20 protein-coding genes are annotated in these 20,377 nt (G+C 52.4%); 7 read left to right on the forward strand and 13 right to left on the reverse strand.

All coding sequences use genetic code 11. The features are described 5' to 3' along the window. Positions 1 to 6 precede the first annotated feature (6 nt). Both HCX89_RS06780 and HCX89_RS06785 read left to right on the forward strand, forming a co-directional pair. Entirely contained in the window at positions 7 to 1,077 is a 1,071-nt protein-coding gene (locus HCX89_RS06780) for a hypothetical protein (protein WP_167715453.1), read from the forward strand. Then, positions 1,074 to 2,183 (forward strand): glycosyltransferase, encoded by a 1,110-nt coding sequence (locus tag HCX89_RS06785; protein ID WP_093981680.1) that lies wholly within the window; start codon positions 1,074 to 1,076, stop codon positions 2,181 to 2,183. The genes HCX89_RS06780 and HCX89_RS06785 overlap by 4 nt, the downstream gene beginning before the upstream one ends. 99 nt (positions 2,184 to 2,282) lie before the next feature. On the opposite strand, the gene HCX89_RS06790 is transcribed toward HCX89_RS06785, so the two are convergent. From HCX89_RS06790 to HCX89_RS06810, 5 genes are read right to left on the reverse strand one after another with little or no spacing between them, the layout of a single operon-like run. Then, a complete protein-coding gene (locus tag HCX89_RS06790; RefSeq protein WP_167715455.1) occupies positions 2,283 to 3,245 on the reverse strand; it encodes a WavE lipopolysaccharide synthesis family protein in 963 nt (320 codons plus the stop codon). A gap of 36 nt (positions 3,246 to 3,281) precedes the next feature. Then, on the reverse strand, positions 3,282 to 4,007 hold the full coding sequence (locus HCX89_RS06795) for a glycosyltransferase family 2 protein (protein WP_167715457.1): 726 nt from the start codon (positions 4,005 to 4,007) through the stop codon (positions 3,282 to 3,284). Continuing rightward, complete coding sequence (locus HCX89_RS06800) at positions 4,004 to 5,587, reverse strand: phosphotransferase (protein ID WP_044735572.1); 1,584 nt, start codon at positions 5,585 to 5,587, stop codon at positions 4,004 to 4,006. Before HCX89_RS06800 ends, HCX89_RS06795 begins: the two co-directional genes overlap by 4 nt. A gap of 8 nt (positions 5,588 to 5,595) precedes the next feature. After that, a complete protein-coding gene (locus tag HCX89_RS06805) occupies positions 5,596 to 5,970 on the reverse strand; it encodes an HAD hydrolase family protein (RefSeq protein ID WP_025888998.1) in 375 nt (124 codons plus the stop codon). A gap of 24 nt (positions 5,971 to 5,994) precedes the next feature. Continuing rightward, entirely contained in the window at positions 5,995 to 7,209 is a 1,215-nt protein-coding gene (locus tag HCX89_RS06810; protein ID WP_044736041.1) for a glycosyltransferase family 4 protein, read from the reverse strand. 764 nt (positions 7,210 to 7,973) lie between these two features. On the opposite strand from HCX89_RS06810, the gene coaD reads away from it, so the two are divergent. From coaD to HCX89_RS06835, 5 genes are all read left to right on the forward strand, one after another. Next, positions 7,974 to 8,465: a pantetheine-phosphate adenylyltransferase gene (gene coaD, locus HCX89_RS06815; protein ID WP_054744224.1), complete on the forward strand. Its 492-nt coding sequence runs from the start codon at positions 7,974 to 7,976 to the stop codon at positions 8,463 to 8,465. A 5-nt stretch (positions 8,466 to 8,470) separates the two neighbouring features. Further along, on the forward strand, positions 8,471 to 9,964 hold the full coding sequence (locus tag HCX89_RS06820; protein ID WP_107352594.1) for a capsule assembly Wzi family protein: 1,494 nt from the start codon (positions 8,471 to 8,473) through the stop codon (positions 9,962 to 9,964). A gap of 256 nt (positions 9,965 to 10,220) precedes the next feature. After that, positions 10,221 to 10,952, forward strand: a complete 732-nt coding sequence (locus HCX89_RS06825; protein WP_096142215.1) for a glycosyltransferase family 2 protein — start codon at positions 10,221 to 10,223, stop codon at positions 10,950 to 10,952. Position 10,953: 1 nt separating this feature from the next. Then, entirely contained in the window at positions 10,954 to 11,628 is a 675-nt protein-coding gene (locus HCX89_RS06830) for a TVP38/TMEM64 family protein (RefSeq protein WP_096142240.1), read from the forward strand. After that, positions 11,628 to 13,349, forward strand: a complete 1,722-nt coding sequence (locus HCX89_RS06835; protein WP_167715459.1) for a glycosyltransferase family 39 protein — start codon at positions 11,628 to 11,630, stop codon at positions 13,347 to 13,349. Before HCX89_RS06830 ends, HCX89_RS06835 begins: the two co-directional genes overlap by 1 nt. 7 nt (positions 13,350 to 13,356) lie before the next feature. Here the strand turns inward: HCX89_RS06835 and mutM are convergent, their stop codons facing one another. From mutM to HCX89_RS06875, 8 genes are read right to left on the reverse strand one after another with little or no spacing between them, the layout of a single operon-like run. Continuing rightward, positions 13,357 to 14,172 (reverse strand): bifunctional DNA-formamidopyrimidine glycosylase/DNA-(apurinic or apyrimidinic site) lyase, encoded by an 816-nt coding sequence (gene mutM, locus HCX89_RS06840; protein ID WP_025889008.1) that lies wholly within the window; start codon positions 14,170 to 14,172, stop codon positions 13,357 to 13,359. Positions 14,173 to 14,188: 16 nt separating this feature from the next. Further along, the gene (locus tag HCX89_RS06845) at positions 14,189 to 14,647 is read right to left on the reverse strand and encodes a hypothetical protein (RefSeq protein ID WP_025009083.1); all 459 of its coding nucleotides are present in this window, start codon (positions 14,645 to 14,647) and stop codon (positions 14,189 to 14,191) included. 53 nt (positions 14,648 to 14,700) lie between these two features. Beyond that, positions 14,701 to 15,687, reverse strand: a complete 987-nt coding sequence (gene moaA / locus HCX89_RS06850) for a GTP 3',8-cyclase MoaA (RefSeq protein ID WP_167715461.1) — start codon at positions 15,685 to 15,687, stop codon at positions 14,701 to 14,703. An 8-nt stretch (positions 15,688 to 15,695) separates the two neighbouring features. Continuing rightward, a complete protein-coding gene (locus HCX89_RS06855) occupies positions 15,696 to 17,501 on the reverse strand; it encodes a bifunctional molybdopterin-guanine dinucleotide biosynthesis adaptor protein MobB/molybdopterin molybdotransferase MoeA (protein WP_167715462.1) in 1,806 nt (601 codons plus the stop codon). A 9-nt stretch (positions 17,502 to 17,510) separates the two neighbouring features. After that, positions 17,511 to 18,104, reverse strand: a complete 594-nt coding sequence (gene mobA, locus HCX89_RS06860; protein WP_025009084.1) for a molybdenum cofactor guanylyltransferase MobA — start codon at positions 18,102 to 18,104, stop codon at positions 17,511 to 17,513. Beyond that, entirely contained in the window at positions 18,088 to 18,795 is a 708-nt protein-coding gene (locus HCX89_RS06865) for an ATP-binding cassette domain-containing protein (protein WP_167715464.1), read from the reverse strand. The genes mobA and HCX89_RS06865 overlap by 17 nt, the downstream gene beginning before the upstream one ends. An 8-nt stretch (positions 18,796 to 18,803) precedes the next feature. Beyond that, the gene (locus tag HCX89_RS06870) at positions 18,804 to 19,511 is read right to left on the reverse strand and encodes an ABC transporter permease (RefSeq protein ID WP_025009085.1); all 708 of its coding nucleotides are present in this window, start codon (positions 19,509 to 19,511) and stop codon (positions 18,804 to 18,806) included. Next, positions 19,508 to 20,320: a substrate-binding domain-containing protein gene (locus HCX89_RS06875; protein ID WP_025009086.1), complete on the reverse strand. Its 813-nt coding sequence runs from the start codon at positions 20,318 to 20,320 to the stop codon at positions 19,508 to 19,510. Before HCX89_RS06875 ends, HCX89_RS06870 begins: the two co-directional genes overlap by 4 nt. Positions 20,321 to 20,377 lie beyond the last annotated feature (57 nt).

Raw genomic sequence — 20,377 nt, forward strand, 5'->3', positions numbered from 1 at the left:
AAGCCTATGACAGCCCAATCCGCAGTAAAGTTTTTGTTTGTGCCCGTGTCTTCTGCCGAAGGCATGGGTGAGTATATGCGCTCCTTGATCATCGCCGATGAAGTGAAGCGGGTTTGGCCACAGGCGGATATTCGCTTTGTTCTCAGCCGGGAAGCTCCCTACGCCAAGACCTGTCCCTATCCGGCAGATTTGCTGGCCCGGACGCCCACCAAGGAGGTCAAGGCGGTCAACGGCATCATGGATGAGTTTGCTCCCGATGTGGTGCTGTTTGACGCCTCAGGCCGTAAGTCACAACTGAGCCATGCCCACAACTTGGGTGCCAAGGTGATCTTCTTCAGCCAGCACAAGCGCAAGCGCAGCCGGGGTATGAAAATAGGTCGCGCCAGGGTCACAGACAGCCACTTGGTCGTACAGCCTGAGTTTGTTATCGGCCCTATCAGCGCCTGGGAAAGTATCAAGCTAAAGCTCATTGGTAAGCCGGAACCTGTGTGTATCGGCCCTGTATTTACCCCGCCGGATGAAGCGCGGCAGCAGACTTTGCTGCAACAGTATGGCTTGAATGAGGGCGAATTTTTGCTGTTCAACGCCGGTTCCGGCGGCCATAAACTCAATGACAAGCTGGCAGCCGATTACTTCTTTGCCGCCGCCGAGGCTTGTTACCAAGCCTCGGGGATCCCTGTGGTGATGGTGTTTGGCCCCAATTATCCCAAGGATTTACCGCAGGCTCCCGGAGTTATAGCTATTTCCTCGTTGGCCAATGCCGACTTTATTAATTTGCTGGTGGCCTCGCGCGCGGCGGTTCTCAGTGGCGGTGATACCCTACTGCAGGCCATAGCACTGCGTAAAAATACCCTGGCCGTTGCCGTGTCCAAAGATCAGCCTGCGCGAATTCGTGTCTGTTCAGACAAAGGGTTGGTGCTGCAGGCCGAGGCCGAACAGATGAGTTCGGCAGTACAGACGCTGTTGTCGCCGGATATGGACCAGAAGCTGCAACAAGCCATGGCCGCAGAACCGGACATGAACGGGCTACAGCTCACTATAGATGCGCTTAAGGCGTTGCTGGAGAATCAAGCATGACAGGCAGAAGAATCGCCATTGCCATAGACAGTCTCGCCGGTGGCGGCGCCGAAAAAGTAATGCTGACGCTGGCCACAAGCTTGAAGCAGATGGGACACGAGCCTCATCTGCTGGTGCTGCATAATGACTGTCACCACGAAGTGCCCGCCGCCCTGGCGGTGCATTTCTGTTTCGATGCCAAAGAGCGCAATATCGACAGTTTCTGGCGCCTGAAATCATCGGTTGCCAGAGTGCAGAGCTGGATTGCACAACTACAGCAGCAATATGGCACATTCGAGTTGTTTCTCTCCAATCTGGACAAGACCAACCTGTTGATGACTCGCGCCTGTGTGGCGCCACTCTACTGCATAGTGCACAACTCGATTGAAGAGGAGTTGCAAAGGCAGCGCAAGTTGGGGCCATTTGCCTACCTGAGTATGCTCAAGGCCAAGAAGGCGCTCAATGGCCAGAAATTGGTGACGGTTTCCAAAGGGATCGCCGGGGAGATAACGCAAGTGGGCCGGATCAAGCCCGCTTCGGTGCAGACTATTTACAATCCGTTTGAGCTGGACAAGATCCAGGCCTTGTCACAACAAGTGCCAGCAGATATGCCGACAGGGGATTATATGATCCATGTCGGCCGTTTTGCCCGGCAGAAACGCCACGATGTGCTCTTTGCTGCCATGAAGCAGATGAAAAACCCTATGCCATTGGTATTGTTGTGTAACAACAAGAAGAAGGCACTCAAGGCGGCGCATAAGTTTGGGGTCAGCGACAGGGTGATCATCCCGGGATTCCAGACCAACCCCTACCCCTGGATCAAAAATGCCCGTCTGTTGGTGCTCAGTTCCGACTATGAAGGCCTGCCAACGGTATTGATTGAATCACTGGCAGTGGGAACCCCTGTGGTGAGCAGCGATTGTCGTCATGGCCCGAAAGAGATCTTAACCGGGGAGTTTAGCCGTTATCTGGTACCCCGTAGGGAACCTGCTGCGCTGGCCAAGGCCATGGATGCGGCGCTGAATGATTATCCGGACTGTGCTACGGCCGAGATACTGCAGCAGGTGGGTGCCAAGCGGGTTGCTGAGCAATATCTGGCATTACTCAACGGGCCGGACTCAGAGTAACAAAGATTAAAAAAGGGCTGATTCGGCCCTTTTTATTTAGGATTGTACGAACGAACCCGGCCTGCTCTCTGGCGTGCAAGGGCTATTTGCCGGAACCCGTTAACCGAGTCTGAACTTGAGGTAGCTGAAAGGCATTTTCAGCATGCGTCGCCATCCCAGAGTACTGAACAGGGCCAGTTTGGAAGCCGGAAACTTAGGGTCACAATAGTGCTGGTAGAGCAGTTGCCAGTCGAGATGACTCATCTCGTTGGGGCGCTTGCTCTTGGGGATAAAGCGCTTTATCAGACCAAGCCCAATCTGCTCAGGCTCCAGCACCAGCAGATTGGAAGCCATAAATCTATCCCACTGCTCATCCATAGCGGCATCAAAATGGTGCCTGTGCTCCAGCTTGGGCCATGCTGGATCCAGGCGTCTCAGCCAGATATCACAATAAATCTGCTCTGCATGGGGGCAGGTCAAAGGGGCGCCATGATATTGCGCCTGACCGCTTCTCGAAGGGTCGTATTCGAGATCGGCAAACAGTGGCAGGTCCCATATCTTCAACAGATCTTCCTTGAGCCCAAAGTGGAAAAAGTCACTCGGGTGCCTGACGACTCTCTGCCCTTCGGCATAACGCCGAAAGTAGCTGGTATTGACTACGACTCTTTCCTGGAAATAGCTGTCGGCGGCCTTGCGGACGGGATACTTGCCCTGGGCTGCCACAAAACCCTTGCCGGTCAGGAAATTGTCCGAGCGCAGTTTGACGGCATAGCGGGTTTCTACCCGTTTAAGCCCTTCGGCGGAGGAGACAATTTGGCGGTTGAAGTTGAGTTTTTGCGGTTTGCCGGCGGCATCATAGGCCACTATGTTGCCACCCGGGTCCTGATTGAGCAGCAGCAGATCCGGCTCCAGCCCACTGCAATCTTGCCCCTCCCAGGTGGAGAGAATAATCTTGGCTCCGGGCAGGTACTCTCTGATGCTTTGCAAACACTTATGGGTAATGCCTGTTTCCTGGGCCCTTTCCTGGTAGCTTTGAACCGGGCCTTGCACTACCACTGTGATTTCGCTGAAATTGATTGCCATAATTAAGCGTCTGAATTGTAGTCGAAAGGAGCCTGGCTAATCGGCTTGTGCCAGCAGGGATAGATATTCTTCAGGAACACCACAAAAAATCACTTCATCGCGTTCAATCAGATGGTAATGGATCTGCTTACCCTGACTTATCAGGTAGTTGTATAAAGGTGCTATATACAACTCCTGCTTTTGCCACTCGCTGGCTGGCTTGGCGGCCTCCTGGGTATAGGCTGCGCAAAAATCGGCGGCATGGCGAAAGTAGTACAGACCTGTACTGCACAGATCGGAAATCGGCCTTTTTTCTGCCGTTTCAACGACGAGCGTCGAATCTACAGCGGCAGGTTTGGCGTATGACCAGTTACTGCCTTCACCCTTGAACACTTCAAGATAGCCGTCGCAATGCTCTGTGATGGCAGGAAAGCTAAAGCCCGGGCGGAAAGTATCGATATTGAAGATGGTCAGCGGGGTTTGCGGGTCGACATCCGTTAACCCCAAATAGACGGTTTCGGCCTGTCCTCGAGTCGCTTCCGTGAGCGAGACGATACGGTAATCCTTGATCCCCAGTTGCCGGCAGCGCTTTTCAACAAACTCCGGAGTGTTATAGACATCGCGCACGATAAATAGAAACGGCATGGTCGCAAAATAGCGGCTGAAACTTAGCAGCGCATGGTCAAATAGAGGCTTGCCATGGGCCGGAAGCATATACTTGGGTTCCTGGTAGCCGGCTTTGAAGAAACGGGAACTGAGTCCGGCCATAGGGATGACTATCATAATTGGGCTCCTGTGCAGCTTTGCAGGCGATCATACAGGCGATAGGCATTGCCGATAAAGCCCAATTGTCTGTCGGGTCTGTCATTGTGCAGTGGCAGCATGGACAGAAATAGCTGGATCTGCATGGCGTAGAGTTGGCTTTCGCTGACACCGAATTCACTGGCCATCAGTTGGGTGAAGTCGGCCATGATCTGTTCCCGTCTCTCTGTCACCGCAATATCGAAGTTGAGCGCTTGACCGTCGAGCTGCGCCCGAAAGTAGCCGGCGATAATGGAGTCGTACAGTCCCATCACAGAATGGGCCAGTTTGGCGATGTCGTAGAGGCTGTTGCCATATATAGTTTGCTGCTCGTCGCCGTCTATGCCGCGAGGATCTATCACCTTGATATTACAGGTGCGAAAGTCGTAGAGAATATTACTGAAGCAAAAATCACCGTGCAGCACATTGAGTTGACCACTGTCACCAGGAAGTTGCGCCTGAGTCGCTTCGGCCAGTTGATAGATGCTGGGCCTGAGTTGGCCGTTAAAAACGATGGGCTGGTGGAGATCCAGCGGCGTTTGCTTGGCAAACTCCTTGAGGCGTGAGCGGGTCTTGGCCATAAACAAGCCATCCAGGGTCGGCTTGGGTTGCGCCTTTTGACTGGCTGCATCCTTGATAAACTGGCTGCAGGCTCTGAGTATTTTACGCCAGGCAAAAGCCGGCAGTTGGCTGAAGACATACAGCTCGTTGAGCGCCGTCAGATGCAGATATTCTATGCTGTAGCCAAAGGATTCTGTGGTTTCCTGGGTGCCGAGTAATTGTGGGATATAACTGCGCAGCGGCCCTGGTAGTTCAGTGTACCAGTTGGCCTCGGCAGCCAGTTTACGCTTTTTGTGGCTGTATTTACTGACCACCTGTCCCTGAATCGACATCTCATTGAAGGCTCTCTGGGTGGTCATTCGGCTCTTGGACTGATAGTAAGTATGACTGTGGCCGAAGTCATACCAATGCTCGAAGCGCTCGGGGGTGAGGCCTTTTTCGGCAATATAGCCGTTGAGTCCGGCGATAAAGTCCCACTTGCATTGGGTGATATGGCGGATCAGGGCTCTTGGTGCAGAAAAACTGAAAAAACCATTGGCGATCAATTCACTGGATGGTGGCTGATCACTATGGTGTTTATTGAGCATACCGGTATCCGGATTGAATTCGGCCCAATCATAGTTGTCTTCAACTTGACTCAGGCCGAGCAGATCCGGGGTCTGTGGCAGGGCATCGAACAAGGTGTCTCCATGCAGCACATACAAGGGCTCGGTTGTGGCAAATTCCAGCAGATTGAGGGCATAGACTATCGACTCCCCCAGACTCAAGTGAGTCGGCAGGTACAGGAGTTCTACCTGCTTTTCTGCCAATGTCTGGGTATCATAGGGTCCTGGAATAAAACCCTCTGGCAGTGTCATCACCACTCTCGCTCCCTCGGGAAGCAGGGCCAGTTGATGGTGAAACAGCCGTTTATTGCCTACCGGTAAAAAACAGGGCGGCAGTGGCCCGAATTCAGACTGGAGTTCAGATGCCACGAGTGCTGCAGAAGTTATCAGATACATGCTTGGCCCTATGCTTTGTCGTCCGCCAGTAACTCTTCTATCTGCTCCCGGCTCAACTTGGCAAATTCTGATGGTCTTATCGCCCGGTCATCAATATAGAAACCCTCATGACCACACCAAGGCTTACCCACCAGAATTTCATCGTAGGGAACCTGGTGCTTATCGAGCCAAGCGGTGATCACCGGCAGGGTATGAATATTGATCTTGCCAACATTCCCCTCAAAGGTGCGCATATTGCGAGCGGTGGAGATAACAATGTCAAACCCCTGCGCCTGATATTCACGCAATTTGGCTATCACATCCAAGCGCGGTGACACCGCGCTGTAATCCTTGCTGTCACCTTGAGTGAGGGTGCCGTCAAGGTCGACTATGAGTCGTTTCATCTCTGCCCCAATAGGATAAAAACCTTATTGTACTGTGCGAGGCCAGGCTGAGCCAGTTGCATGCGGACTTTGCACTTGCCGGCTTTGGGACTTAAGTGCCCGTATCTCTTTGGACATATCTTGCTTGAACTTGTCCAGATGGTGCACTTTTTTGATGTAGGCAATGGCTTCCTTGGCCAGAGTCTGGCGTTTGGCTTCACTCTGCAGCAACTGCTCAATCCCTTCGATGAACAGCGGCAATTTGTCGAAGCCATCCCCCAAAACTTTGCCGGTATAAATGCCGAAGCGACTGGTCAATTCATCCGGGTTTTGACAACTGACCAATAAGGTTCCGTATGACAAGGCCTCGAGAAATGACACGGGCAAGGCTTCATGAATAGAGGTATTGACCAGCAGCTTGGCATCTTTCAACAGCTGATTTTTACGCTCGCCTTCAACGTGACCGACAAAGTGCAGGTTGGGTATGTCTTGATACTTGGCCATCACGGCGTTGTTCTCATCGGCCTGTCTATGTGCCTGCCCCAACATGTAGAATTGGTACTGCGGCATGGCTCGGGCAATTTCGGCAAACAACCAACCGCGTTTTACTGATTCTATTCGGCCAAGGAACAAAATATTGTCTTGTTTTTGATGATAATCCGGGTCGAAATTTTCATCTATTTCAATAGGGTTGGGCAGATACTGAATCTCGGTATCTGCCGGCAGGCGATACAAGTCTTTGGCTTTTTGGTCTAAACATCTGGCCTGACTGATAAAACGAATATTGCCCGTCTTAGCGTATTGATGTACAAAATCATAGACTTGTTGATCCCAATAGCAGGGTTCTGGAAACAGCTTGACGGTATTTATTTCATCCCATTCATAAGTGGGACGTGGATCCTGAATCCAAAACAGCAACTTCTTGTTTTTACCAGGGGCCTTGCTGAATATACGATATGAGTGAGTCGTCATTTCAATAGACAGGAAGACATCATATTGCTTTTTTTTCAAGAACAAATAGTTAATAAAATCGAAAGCCCTGGCGGCCAATTTATAGACTTTGATACCGTCTATCATATGGCATTTGGGAATGAGCCTGACTTTACCACAGTCTTTTTTTAGCAGCACTTCGACATCAATATCATCGCCGGGCAGATATTTGGCAATCAAATGACGGGCAAGAAAACCATATCCCCCAAACTTTGTTTTGGCTCCACCAAAATACTCATCAACCAGAAGTGCTACTCTTAACTTACTCATCAGACCTGACCCAAACATATTGCTGAAGACGGCATTTTAGTTAGCCAAGACAACTAATTCAAAATTTATATCTAGAATAAAGTCTTGGTGTTTTTAATAAGATAACGATGTTGTTTTTTTGCTCTTAATGTTTACTGTTTGTTGTCTTTTGGGGTTTGGTTTTTACCTTGTTTTTAAGGGTGTAAATACTGTAATTGGGTTTCAATGCTTTCTGTCATGGTGAAATATTTTTTATTATTCTCCATAGCCGAATGCTATTCCAGATTAACTATATCTATAGTGGATTTCGGCATTATTTGATGTAGTACAAGTAGGAAGCATCGAGGACTTATTCGCACTTTCATGAATAATAAGTCATAGGTTCAGTGGCTTATATTTCAGTATTTCGCTCGTTACACCACTCTCAATTTTATGTAGTCATAAAGGGTTTCAGTGTTTGGAAGCCTTAGGGAAGGTGCGAACAAGTCCTCGTGGCACTCTGGCTTACACAGCAACCGGTTCTCTGTGTTATCCGACTTCGACAGGCCCCGGCACGCCTTCAGTTAGATGCGTTGAACGCCAATGGCAAGCCACTCTCTACAAAAGAGAAGGCCACAAGGACTTTACCAAGCACAAAAGTTGGGTAGATCTCAGGTCGTAGAGGATTGACAGGGGTTAGCTTGAGCCGTAAGCCGTTATGTGGGCGCCTAATACGTATTCACAAACGCAGTGCGAGCGGTTAGGATCTGGCCTCTGTATTCGAGTAATATTACGTCGGTATCCTTATGCTCACACGCGCCATCTATCCCGGAACTTTTGATCCCGTTACCAATGGTCATGCGGATCTTATTCAACGTGCCGCGGCACTGTTTTCTCACTTGGTGATAGGCGTGGCAGCCAGTCCATCCAAGCAGCCTTGCTTCACTTTGGAAGAAAGGGTCGCCATGCTAAATGAGGTGACTGCGCACCTGGATAATGTGGAGGTGGTTGGTTTTACCGGGCTACTGGTCGATTTTGCCAAAAAACAAGGCGCCAATGTACTGGTTCGTGGGCTGCGCGCGGTTTCTGATTTCGAATATGAGTTTCAATTAGCCAATATGAATCGTCGGCTCCACCCAGAACTGGAGAGTGTCTTTTTGACTCCGGCGGAAGAAAACTCGTTTATTTCATCTACCCTGGTTAAAGAGGTCGCGCTGCATGGCGGCGATGTCAGCCAGTTTGTTCATCCGGATGTTGCCAAGGCTTTGGTTGCCCGAGTCAAAAAGCAAGGAAGTTAAAGTTAATGAGAAGTCTTTTGTACAAGAGCCTGATGCTGGCCGCAGGCCTGGGTATGAGCGCTGCGAGCCATGCGGCACCTTGGGTCGATAGTTCAGACATTTATTTGAGAGCCGATATTCAGGCGCTGGCTGATGCCGGGGTGATCACGGTTCCCGTTAATACTTACCCCTTGATGTGGGCCGGTATCGGTGCCGATTTGGCCAAGGTTGAGCCGGCAACCCTCACACCTGCGCTGACAGATGCTTTTTCCAGAGTGAATTTTTACTATCGTCAGGCGATAGAAAATCGTGGCAACGCTGTCATCAAGGCGACGGCAGCCTCGGATGCCGCCCGGTTTCAACATTTTGGCTCTGACTACCGTGAAAAGGGCCAACTGAGCGCCTCATATGAATATGTCGGAGAACGTTTTGCCTTCAAGGCTGCGGGAACCGGCGCCTATGACGCCCAGGATGATGAGAGTGCCCGTTTGGATGACTCCTACATGGCGCTGGTGCTGGGCAACTGGATAATGACTGCGGGTGCCGTGCAGCAGTGGTGGGGCCCTGGGTTTGATTCGGCTTTGCACAAGTCAAACAATGCTCGCCCTATGCCGTCAGTCATGCTCAGTCGTAATAATGCTGCCGGTTTTGAAACCCCTTGGCTATCCTGGATTGGTCCCTGGACCCTGACCGCAGGTGTCAGTTGGATGAATGACGACAGAGCCGTTGAGGACACCCTGCTGTGGAACATGCGCGGCAGTGTCAGGCCCTTCAAACAGTTGGAAATAGGCCTTTCCTGGACCACACAATTCTGTGGAGAGGGACAGGATTGTGGATTTGGTTCATTCTGGGATGCTATTTCCGGTGGAACCGAGTGTGCAGATGGTGACCCGAACTGCGACCCTTCAATGAATACCAAGATAGGTAACCAGATGGCAGGTTTCGACGTTCGTTATGCCGATACCCTGTTTAATGTGCCTTTTGGTCTCTATCTGGAGCGCACCTGTGAAGACTCCAGCGGTTCGGCGCCATGGCAGATTGCCGACTGCGCCGTGCTGGTGGGTGCCGATACCCGCTTCAACCTGGCGCAGCAGCAATATAAGCTGTTCTTTGAGTATACGGATACTCTGGTTGCCTGTGGTGGAGATCCCAATGTGTTCAACTGTTTCTATGAGCACAGCACTTATTTGAGTGGTTCCCGTTATTACAAACGTTCCTTGGGTTCTACCTATGACAGCGATGCTAAGGTCTACGTTCTCGGCTTGGTGGGCCAATTTGCCGACAGCCATGGTATTAACGCCTACCTGCGCTATGCTCAGCTCAACAAAGACGGTAAGTCACCTTCGCACGGGTGGGCACCTCAACCACCGAAGGAAGACCTCCTGATGTTGGAACTCAGCTATCGTATGCCCTTGCTGAAGGGGATGATGACTTTTGGTGGCACAGCTTCCCGTTCAGAGTTTGAAACTTATAACGATAACGATGCCAGTTTGTTTGGTAGTTATGAGTACAGGTTCTGAGTGACAACTACTTAACTAAGCCGGTATAGCCGGCTTTTTTAATCCCCGAGACAATGATGTTACCAAGTTTAGCCGGCCTAGCCGGCTTTTTTATGCTTGTAATGAAAATGTTACCAAGTTTAAACAGAATGATTGCGTGAAAAACGGCATTGACGTAATTTGGCCTTAAGAAACTATAGCTATATTGCATCCAGACCTACTTCATGTGTAGGTTGTTTTTTAATCAGTTCCAAGTTTGGAACCCGGGAGCTTATTTTTGATTTCAGTCGTAATACCCGCCAAAGACGAAGCCGGCAATATAGGCCCTCTCATTAATGAGATCTGTCAGGCCTTGGCAACGACAACCCCTTTTGAAATTCTGGTTGTAGATGATGGCAGCAGCGATAGTACTGCCGACGAAGTGTTGAAAACTGCAAAGCAAAACAGCTGTGATGCCAGAGTTATTCGCCATAAACGCAGTACAGGCCAGAGCACGGCTATCTGCACAGGTGTGCGCGAGGCCAAAGGGGAATATATAGTGACCCTGGATGCCGATGGTCAAAATGATCCTGCCGACATTCCCGCCATGATCCGGCTGATCCCGGAAATGAACAGTGCTGATTTTTGCATCGCTGGTTATCGAAAGCACCGTAAAGATACGGCTTGGAAACGCTTTCAATCCCGTTTTGCCAACAGGGTACGCGATGCCTTATTGCACGATGGCGTTCCGGATACCGGCTGTGGTCTTAAGCTCTTTCCGCGAGCCAGTTTTCTGAAACTCCCCTATTTCAACCATATGCATAGGTATATTCCGGCGCTTATCCGACGTATGGGCGGTGATGTGCGGATTTCTGTGGTTAATCACAGAGACAGACAAGCCGGTATTTCCAAATATACCGCCTGGAATCGACTCTGGGTGGGAATCGTCGATATCCTCGGGGTGATGTGGTTGATTCGCCGGGCCAAAATTGCCGAGATAGACAGCATTGAATACAGCCGCCGGGACTAAACTGAAGCGCCTGCTAAAGACGCTGTTGTTGATATCCGTCTTGCTTGGGCTGATGTTGGCCGTTCAGGCCGGCTGGTTTGAGCATCTCACCGACAGTAACTGGGTCGCTAACTTTATTCACCGCCAAGGGCCTGCCGGAGTGGCGTTACTGTTTGCTGTCGGCGCTCTGTTTACTGCTGTGGGCGGCCCGAGGCAGATCATCGCATTTGTTTTCGGCTTCGCGCTTGGTGGTGCTGTGGGCGCCCTGTTTTCTACCTTTGCCGCCTTGGCGGGTTGTCTCCTCAGCTTTTATTGTGCCCGTTTGACGGTGCGCGAGTTTCTACAGAAGCGCTTTGGGTCGCGGCTGCAACGTTTTGAACGGCTGATCATTCATCGCACCTGGCTTAAAGTTTTAATGATCAGGCTGTTACCTGTTGGCAGCAACCTGTTGACCAATCTCTTCGCCGGGGCAACCCGGGTGCCTGCAGGCGGTTTCTTAATCGGCAGTTTCATCGGCTACCTGCCGCAGATGCTGATCTTTGCCTATGCGGGAGCCGGCTTGGGCTTGTCTGATCAGTATCAACTCGGTATCAGCCTGGTGTTATTGCTGCTTTCCAGCGCCATAGGAACTTACCTTTACCGTAATCGTCTGAGCCGTCAGGTGGATGATTTGGTTACAGATAAACAGGGGCTTTGATGAATTGGTTGCGTAGCTACTTTGACAGTGATGATTACACAAAAGTGTTTTGGGCACTGTTCTGGCTGACTCTGTTTATTATGTTGTTGGGAATAGGATTCCGCTCTCCCTGGCCTGCCGACGAGCCTAGATTTGTCGAAGTCGCCAGAGAAATGGTCAGCAGCGGTCAGTGGTTGTTTCCCAGCCGTGGTGGCGAATTCTATCCGGACAAACCGCCGGTTTTCATGTGGGCCATAGCACTTTGTTACGCCTTGATTGGAGACCTCAAGCTGGCTTTCTTACTGCCCAATGCCCTGTGTGGTTTGCTGACCGTGATGCTGGTCTACGATCTGGGCGCAAGGCTGTGGAATGTTCGCACCGGGCGCAACGCCGCTCTGCTACTGATGTTGGTACCGCAGTTTTTGATGCAGGCCAAGAATGCCCAGATAGATGCCATGGTGATGTGCTGGATAACTTTAGGGTGTTATGGCTTGCTGCGCCATTTCCTCAAGGGACCCAGTTGGGGCTGGTATTTTGCCGCCTGGGGCTTTATGGGGCTGGGAGTTATCACCAAGGGGGTTGGTTTTCTGCCCTTGCTGCTGTTGTTGCCGTTGGGGGGGTACAGTTGGCAAAAGGGCTTGTGGCGAGAGAGTTGGCGCTGGCGAATAGTATTGGGGCCGGTTGTTATGCTGGCCGTAATTGCGCTCTGGTTGGTTCCCATGGTGCTGACGGTTCAAGCATCTGCCAGCCCGGAACACCTGGCATATATGAACAATATTCTGTTTAAGCAGACGGGTGAGCGTTACGTCAACGCCTGGCATCATATCAAGCCCTGGTATTTCTTTGTTTTCAGTGTTATTCCCTGGCTCTGGTTTCCGCTGCTCCTATTGGCATTGGCTTACGGAAAGCGACTCTGGGCGGCTATCAAGGCTGACCCCGGCATTGCCGTTTTGCTGTTATGGGTCTTGCTGGTGGTGGTGTTTTTCAGCATCAGCCCAGGTAAGCGTAATGTCTATATTTTGCCGGCACTGCCGATGGCCGCGCTGGCCATTGCCGCAGCACTGCAGGGAGCACAGTTGTGTCTATGGTTTGAGCGCCTGGTTTCCGCCTTGCTGTGGTTGTTGGGGGGCTTGTTGCTGACTCTGGGCGTGCTGGCATTGCTGCACCATCCCAAATTGCTCGAGAGACTGGCTGATTATACCGATGATCTCACAGGTATCGGTTATCTGTTTATGGTGCTCGGTTCCTCCTGGCTTATTTTGCTCTGGTGGTTAAGGAAACAGCCTTCGCTGCTCCGCTCCGGCGTGGTGACTATTCTTGGTTGGGCCTTGGTCAGTAGCTGGGGCTATCTGTTGCTCGACGAAATACGTACTCCCAAGGCCTTGATGCAGCACACGGCCGAGGTTATAGGTGAAGATGCCGAGCTTGGGCTGATCCGCTTTAAGGAGCAGTTTATTCTGTTTTCTCCCATGAGTATTACCCACTTCAGTTATCTGGCTTCCACTGCCGAGCAGGAGCGCAGGGCCTGGCAGTGGCTGCAACAAGGTAAACAACGCTATCTTCTGGTTCCCGGAGGGATAACGCTTGATTGCTTTGATATGAGCAAGGGCCAGAACATGGGCACGGCCCACAGAGAGGAGTGGTATTTACTTGGGGCTTCGGCGAGTTTGCCCGAGTGTCAGGCCCCCAAGACCATGGTCAGTTACCACACGCCGCACCCGGGACAGTGGATGCGGGAGTGATTGTGCTTCAGCGTGTCTGGCACAGGCTGCAAAACACTGTGGTGCGCTGTCCCAGGCGTATTTCGGATAACATATGGCCGCATTGGGTACAGGTTTCCCCACCGCGGCCATAGACATGCAGCTTCTGGGCAAAGTAACCCGGTTTACCTTCGGCATTGGTGAAGTCTTTCAGTGTGGTGCCCCCCTGCTTGATTGCCTGGGCCAGGATCAGCTTTATCTCGGCGACCAGCACTGTCAGCCGCTCTTTATCCACTTTACCGGCCTCGGCCTGCGGGTGGATCCCTGCGGCAAACAGGGCTTCGTTGGCATAGATATTACCGACACCCACCACAATGGCATTGTCCATCAGACAGAGTTTTATCGCCTTCTTCTTGCCCTTGAGCGCCGCTTGCAGTTGCTCGACATTGAAGGCATCCGTTAAAGGTTCGGGCCCCAGTTTGGCCAGCAGCGGATGAGCCGTTTCCGGCAACTCGCACCAGAGCCAGGCACCGAATCTGCGTGGATCGTTGAACCTCAGCACCCGACCGTTTTCCAATTCCAGATCTATATGATCGTGTTTCTCCGCCGGTGTGCTACGGGGCAAAATCCGCAGGCTGCCGGACATCCCAAGATGCACTATGCAGGTACCGGCATCTGTATCCAGCAGCAGGTATTTGGCGCGGCGGCGCACGGCTCTGATGGTCTGTCCTATGATATTGCGGGCCGTTTCGGGTACCGGCCAACGCAGCGAAGGATTACGAACGATAAGGTTACTGACGGTCTGATCAACAAGATACGGCGCAACCCCGAGGCGGGTCACTTCCACTTCCGGCAATTCTGGCATAAGGCTCTCTGCTCTATCAGCTTGTGGATACACTCAGCAGAGGTACAACACCACTTCTGAGGCTGGGGGGAATAAGATACCAGTTCCCGGCGGCAGATTTAAGCAGTCCCTGATGGGGATAGAACAGCCAAAGTTGTGGCTCGGCAGCGCCGCTGACTTTCAGCAGCAACTCTCGTGGCCGCTCATCTTGGGTGAGTTCTGGTTTACTTGCCAATGGTGATACCCGAATACTGAGCCAGGCTTGACTCCAGTCGGCACAATTGAGCACCTTGGGATCACACTGCCATTGGCCATTGGCGGCCTGTGCCAGCCAGATCCCGCCCAGTTGCAGCTGCTGCAGTTCAGTATTGCTGTCAAACAGCTCGCGGGTATCGGGCACCGAGTTCATGCGTTTATCCAGCAAGGTCAGTACCGACACCATCAGAATGGAGGCCAGAATAATGATGTTATTCCACTGTTTGCGGGTCAGTGCCATGGGCAAGAATGTTTGGTTGAGGTCGAATCGCCAGTGTAGCACGGTGGCAAGTATCAGCCACCTGTGCTGTTCATAAACCTCAGGATCTGCACCTGATTGGGATCGTCGAAGTGATGCTCTTTGGGCTTTCGCTGAATCGCCTCGAAGATAGCCTGCTTCAATACGTCTATATCACCAGGATGGCTGCGGATGATCTGCTTCAGATCCAGCGAGTGTTCATTCCCCAGGCACAGCAGCAAGCGGCCTTCGGCCGTGACTCTGACCCGGTTGCACTCATGGCAAAAGTTATGGCTGTGGGGTGAAATAAAACCTATATGGATAGGGCTGTCGGCCATGCTGTAGTAACGTGCCGGGCCACCGGTACGCTTGGATGACAAACTCAGTGGCCAGCGTTGATTGATAATTTCCCTGACATCACTGCTGCTCATGTGCCTTGGCAGAGAACGCTCTTCCATCACACCCAGAGGCATCTCTTCGATAAAGGCGATGTCCAGCTGCTTTTGACGGCAATATTCCAGCAGATCGATAATTTCGTTTTCGTTGCGTCCCTTGAGGATCACGGCGTTGATCTTGATCCTGTCAAAGCCGGCCGCCTTGGCAGCATCTATGCCCTTGAGCACCCGCTCTAGCTTGCCGTTGCGGGTCAGGGTGGTGAAGAGTTCGCTCTTTAGGGTATCCAGGCTGATATTGAGGCGGTTCAAGCCGGCAGCTTTCAGCGCTGGAGCCAGCTTAGCCAGCCTGGAGCCGTTGCTAGTCATGGAAAGATCCTTGAGCCCGGGTAGTGCCGCCAGCTGCGCCACCAAGCGGTCACAATCGCTGCGTACCAAGGGTTCGCCGCCGGTGAGGCGTATCTTGCTGACACCAAGCTCGGTAAAGGCGCGGCCGATAAAGGCCTGCTCCTCCAGGCTCAATACCTGTTCCCGCTCCAGAAAACAGGGATCTTCACTCATGCAATAGATGCAGCGAAAATCACACCTGTCGGTAATGGAGAGGCGCAGATATTCTATTTTGCGGCCAAAGCCGTCACTCAGGCTGTTCAAGGGCAGGCTCAGAGCAGGTCTGCAAACGGGTGTACATAGACGATTTCACCCGCCTCTATGCGTTCATCTGCCTCGCCGATAATCACCAAACAGTTGGCCTTGACCATGGAGCTGAGCATGCCTGAGCCCTGGGCACCGGTCGTGCGTACGTGCAATTGGCCGTCATCTCCCAGGGTCATGATGCCGCGGCTGAATTCGGTGCGGCCGCTGCGGCTGCGCATGGCTTCATCGGCAATCGCCGGCAATAGTCTTGGCTGCCAGCTTGGTTCGCCGGCCAGTTTACGCAATGCCGGTTGAACAAACATCAGGAAAGAGACCATCACGGCCACAGGATTGCCGGGCAAGCCGAAGAACAATGTTTGGTCTATCTTACCGAACGCCAATGGGCGTCCCGGGCGCATATTGATGCGCCAGAAGTTGATTTCCCCCAGCTTGGCCAGCACTGTCTTGATATAATCGGCATTACCGACAGACACCCCGCCCGAGCTGATGATCACATCGGCCTGAGTCGCCGCCTGGCTCAATGTTTGGCTCAGAACCGCTTCCGAGTCTTCGATGATACCCAAGTCCAGCACTTCACAGCCCAGGCGCTTGGCCATTGCCTTGATGGTATAGCGGTTGGAGTCGTAGATGCAGTTGGCCTTGAGCTCTGTGCCGGGTTGGCTGACTTCATCGCCGGTGGAGAATACGGCAATTCTGGGGCGGCGCTTGAGGGGCATCTCAAACAGTCCCAGCGAAGCCAGCAGGCCTTGCTCGGCAGCGCCCAAACGAGTACCACTGCCGAGGGCAACGGCACCTTGGGCTATATCTTCACCCGCCAGACGAACGTGCTGGCCGCGGTAAATCTTGCCACTGAAGCTGACCTTGCCATCGGTTTCGGTGGCAAGCTCTCTGGGTTGAATGGTATCTGCACCCAGAGGAACCGGCGCACCCGTCATAATTCGTACCGCTTCACCCGGCTGCAGCTGGCCAGAATATTGATGACCGGCCAGCACTTCTCCTTTCAGTTCAAAGGATTGTGACATGTTATCTTGAAACGCGAAGGCGTAACCATCCATTGCCGAGTTGGTCTGCTGCGGTACGTTCACCGGTGATATGGCATCCTGGGCCAGAATACGATTGTCGGTTTCATCGAGCGTCAACAGTTCCGTCTCTGTGACGGGTTTGACTTGCTCCAGAATATGGTCGATGCCCTGACGTACCGACAGATTCTGTTCACTGCCGAGCTCACAGGCGCTTAAGGGCAGGGCTCTTGCTGCAGAGGGCTTGGATTCGGGGCGATAATCGCGAACATACTGCTGCACAAAATCAGCAATTTGCGCCACATTGTTGAGATCCAGGCGGCGGATCTCTCCCGGCAGCTTGGTTTCATCACAGCAGGCGATTGCGAGGATATTGGGATCCTCGGTATGGATAAAGGGTTTGCCATGGGCGGCTCGGTGTAATTCAATTTTGGGCAGCGCCAGTTTTTTGAAGCCTTCCACCAACACCAGATCGGCCTTGTCCTGTTCCAACTGGCCGAGTAGATGCAGCAGGTCCGGATCTCTGTCCAGCGGATCTTCCGTCATCAAGGCCCAACGCACATGGGAGGCCACCAACATCTGTCTGGCGCCGGCCTTGCGCATTTCATAGCTATCTTTGCCCGGCTCATCAATATCAAAGTTGTGATGGGCGTGTTTGATCACTGCCAGTCTCAAACCACGACGATTCAGCTCAGGGATCAACTGCTTCAACAGTGTGGTCTTGCCTGTGCCGCTGTAGGCACAGAAGCCCAACACGGGAATGGACAGGGGATTGGTAAAGACAGTGCTCATAAAAACCTCTTAAGCTTGGGATATTTCCGCCGCGAGTTGTTGTTTTTGTTCGTTGGTATTGACGTTAATAAAGGCGCTGGGTTGATCGGCGAATGATTCAACCACTACCGGGTGTTCACTGTACCAGAGATCGATACGGCGCCTGCCAGAATCGAGAAAGGCCTGCATCGAATCCCTCACCGTTGGTTTGAGCAGCATAACCACCGGCTGCTCCCGCTCACCGTCGGATGCCACGGCGAGATCCGCCTCTGACGCCTGCAGCTTTTGCGCCATACGCTCGACCAGGTCTTTGGGCAGCAAAGGGCAGTCGCAGGGCACCACCAACAGCAGATCGGCATCTGTCTTATCCAGGGCGCTGATCATTCCCGCCAACGGCCCGGGATAACCCTGTTCCAGGTCGGCAATGACAGGAAAACCGAACTCAGCATAACGTGTTTGATTGCGGTTGGCGTTGATCAGGATCTGATTCACCTGAGGTTTTACCCTGTCGATAACATGGGCAATCATGGGGCGCCCCAGCAGGTCCACCAGGCCTTTGTCTTCTCCGCCCATACGCCTGGCCATGCCTCCGGCGAGTATCACCGCATCAATGCGCTGCGACATAGTTGTTCTCCTGCAGTTCTTCCGTGGCCAGAGTCAAATTGGCTGAGGTTGTCAGTTGTTGTGATTCGATATGCCAATGTTGATGACAAAGTGCCGTTAGTTCTGAGTGCTGGTGGCTACTGATAAGCAGTCCTGTGCCTTGTTGCTTTAATTCGGCAATCATAGCAAAAACGGTTTGCTGCGATGCCCGGTCCATATTGGATATGGGTTCATCGAGCATGAGTAACTTGGGTTTCAACAGCCAGGCTCTGGCCAGTGCCAGCCGTTGCCGTTCACCGCCGGACAGAGTTGAGGCGTTGGTCTTGAGCAGCTTCCCCAACTGGGCATGTTCTATCGCGCTTTGCATCCTAGTGTGCTGTTCGGCCTTATCCAGGCTGCTGTATTTCTGCGCCAGTTGCAGATTGTAGCTGACATTGCCTTCAAACAGGTACGGGTGTTGATGCAGGTAAATAGCCTTGCCGAGCAAGGTATCGCGTCGCCACCAGGGCGCAGGCGGAAATCCTTGGGTATAGATGGTACCGGCACTGGGTTTGAGTAAACCGGCCAGCAGCTTCATCAGAGTGGTTTTGCCGCAGCCATTGTCACCTTGCAGATAGATGACCTCGCCCTGGCAAAACTCCAGTTGCCGGGTGCGAAATAACAGGCGTTCACTAAAACGCATCTCTAGATCTTGGGCTATCAGCTTTATCATCAAGCGTCCTAATGGCTTCTGGGATTGGCCCTGCCACGCAGAGTACCCAGAGCAAAATTCAGTATCAGTGCCAGCACCAGCAGCACCAAGCCAAGGGCTATCGCCTGGGCAAAGTCGCCTTTACTGGTTTCCAGTGAAATCGCGGTGGGAATGTTACGGGTGACATGGGCTATGTTGCCACCAACCATCATGGAACAGCCGACTTCAGTAATGATACGGGAAAACGCGGCGATAATCGCCAGTAACAGAGGTACTCTCAGCTCGCGGCAAACCACCCAGATGGCCGAGGTCCAACTGGCGCCCAGAGTTCGGCTGGTTTCCCAGGCGCGGCGGTCGACACTGGTGAAGGCGGCATGGCTCATGGCTATCAGTACCGGGGCGCAGATCATCATCTGCCCGAGGATCATCCCCTTCTGGGTAAAGAGCCAGCGAAGATCACCCAGAGCACCGTTACGGGTCAGCAGTAAATAGGCCAACAGGCCTACCACCACAGTGGGAATGGATTGCAGGGTTTGCACCAGATTGGTTACCAGCCAGCGGCCGGGGAATTGCACAAACGCCAGGGCGAACCCCAGTATCATGGACGGTAGCAAGGTGATCAGCAGCGCCGCGAAAGATACCGAGAAAGAGACGGAGATAATAGACCAGACTTCGGGGTCTCTGGAAAACAGCAGGCCTAGGGCCTGCTGTATAAGGGCTAACCAGCCTTCACTCATTTGCCGTAAGTTGCCTTGAACAGTTGTTCGCCTTGAACTTTATAGCTGTTGATCATGCTTTGTGCTTCTTTGCTAATCAACCAATCACTGAAGGCACGTGCACCTTTGTGATTCAGATCAGGGTATTTGGCAGGGTTGATCAGGATAACCTGGTAAGGGTTGGCCAGAGTGGCACCGCCGTCGAAGTCGATACCCAGGTCCAGTTTGGCTTTGTAAGCCACGAAAGTACCACGGTCAGACAGAGTGTAACCTTGCAGTTCGTTGGCCATCAGCAGGGTTTTGCCCATACCTTGACCTACAGAGGTGTAACCTTTGAAGTCTGGAGTCACGTTGGCGGCTTTCCAGATGATCAGCTCTTTCTTGTGAGTACCTGAGTCATCACCACGGGATACGAAAGGGATGCCTGACTTGGCGATTTTGGCGAAGGCTTCTTCGGCATTTTTGCTGTCACGGGCCTTGGCAGGGTCGTTCTTGGGGCCAAGGATAACAAAGTCGTTTTCCATGATGCCGCGAGGCTCAACACCGAAACCGTCGGCGACGAACTTGGCTTCTGCGCCAGGAGCGTGAGTCATCACCAGATCCACATCACCCTGAGAACCCAGTTTCAGAGCCTTACCTGTACCTGTGGCAATCACTTGTACCTTATAGCCTGATTCAGATTCAAATTTTGGCAGCAGGTAACCCAGCAGACCTGAGTTTTCAGTACTGGTGGTAGTGGCCAGCTTGATGGTTTCCTGAGCGGAAGCCGGGGCAGAGATCATCAGGCCTGCCGCAATGGCAAGACCCAGCAGTTGTTTCAAGTTCAACATTATTGCTCCTTGGCGTGATTTTAATAAGTGGGCCTAACCCATAAGCCTGCGGGCCAC

This window comes from Shewanella sp. Iso12, from assembly GCF_012030025.1.
GTDB classification, from domain to species: domain Bacteria; phylum Pseudomonadota; class Gammaproteobacteria; order Enterobacterales; family Shewanellaceae; genus Shewanella; species Shewanella algae.

What these genes read in the sequence shown, in the direction of transcription:
- HCX89_RS06780 (WP_167715453.1), top strand. Translation starts at nt 7, where the DNA reads ATGACAGCCCAATCCGCAGTAAAGTTTTTGTTTGTGCCCGTGTCTTCT.
- HCX89_RS06785 (WP_093981680.1), top strand. Translation starts at nt 1,074, where the DNA reads ATGACAGGCAGAAGAATCGCCATTGCCATAGACAGTCTCGCCGGTGGC.
- HCX89_RS06790 (WP_167715455.1), bottom strand. Translation starts at nt 3,245, where the DNA reads ATGGCAATCAATTTCAGCGAAATCACAGTGGTAGTGCAAGGCCCGGTT.
- HCX89_RS06795 (WP_167715457.1), bottom strand. Translation starts at nt 4,007, where the DNA reads ATGATAGTCATCCCTATGGCCGGACTCAGTTCCCGTTTCTTCAAAGCC.
- HCX89_RS06800 (WP_044735572.1), bottom strand. Translation starts at nt 5,587, where the DNA reads ATGTATCTGATAACTTCTGCAGCACTCGTGGCATCTGAACTCCAGTCT.
- HCX89_RS06805 (WP_025888998.1), bottom strand. Translation starts at nt 5,970, where the DNA reads ATGAAACGACTCATAGTCGACCTTGACGGCACCCTCACTCAAGGTGAC.
- HCX89_RS06810 (WP_044736041.1), bottom strand. Translation starts at nt 7,209, where the DNA reads ATGAGTAAGTTAAGAGTAGCACTTCTGGTTGATGAGTATTTTGGTGGA.
- coaD (WP_054744224.1), top strand. Translation starts at nt 7,974, where the DNA reads ATGCTCACACGCGCCATCTATCCCGGAACTTTTGATCCCGTTACCAAT.
- HCX89_RS06820 (WP_107352594.1), top strand. Translation starts at nt 8,471, where the DNA reads ATGAGAAGTCTTTTGTACAAGAGCCTGATGCTGGCCGCAGGCCTGGGT.
- HCX89_RS06835 (WP_167715459.1), top strand. Translation starts at nt 11,628, where the DNA reads ATGAATTGGTTGCGTAGCTACTTTGACAGTGATGATTACACAAAAGTG.
- mutM (WP_025889008.1), bottom strand. Translation starts at nt 14,172, where the DNA reads ATGCCAGAATTGCCGGAAGTGGAAGTGACCCGCCTCGGGGTTGCGCCG.
- HCX89_RS06845 (WP_025009083.1), bottom strand. Translation starts at nt 14,647, where the DNA reads ATGGCACTGACCCGCAAACAGTGGAATAACATCATTATTCTGGCCTCC.
- HCX89_RS06855 (WP_167715462.1), bottom strand. Translation starts at nt 17,501, where the DNA reads ATGAGCACTGTCTTTACCAATCCCCTGTCCATTCCCGTGTTGGGCTTC.
- mobA (WP_025009084.1), bottom strand. Translation starts at nt 18,104, where the DNA reads ATGTCGCAGCGCATTGATGCGGTGATACTCGCCGGAGGCATGGCCAGG.
- HCX89_RS06865 (WP_167715464.1), bottom strand. Translation starts at nt 18,795, where the DNA reads ATGATAAAGCTGATAGCCCAAGATCTAGAGATGCGTTTTAGTGAACGC.
- HCX89_RS06870 (WP_025009085.1), bottom strand. Translation starts at nt 19,511, where the DNA reads ATGAGTGAAGGCTGGTTAGCCCTTATACAGCAGGCCCTAGGCCTGCTG.
- HCX89_RS06875 (WP_025009086.1), bottom strand. Translation starts at nt 20,320, where the DNA reads ATGTTGAACTTGAAACAACTGCTGGGTCTTGCCATTGCGGCAGGCCTG.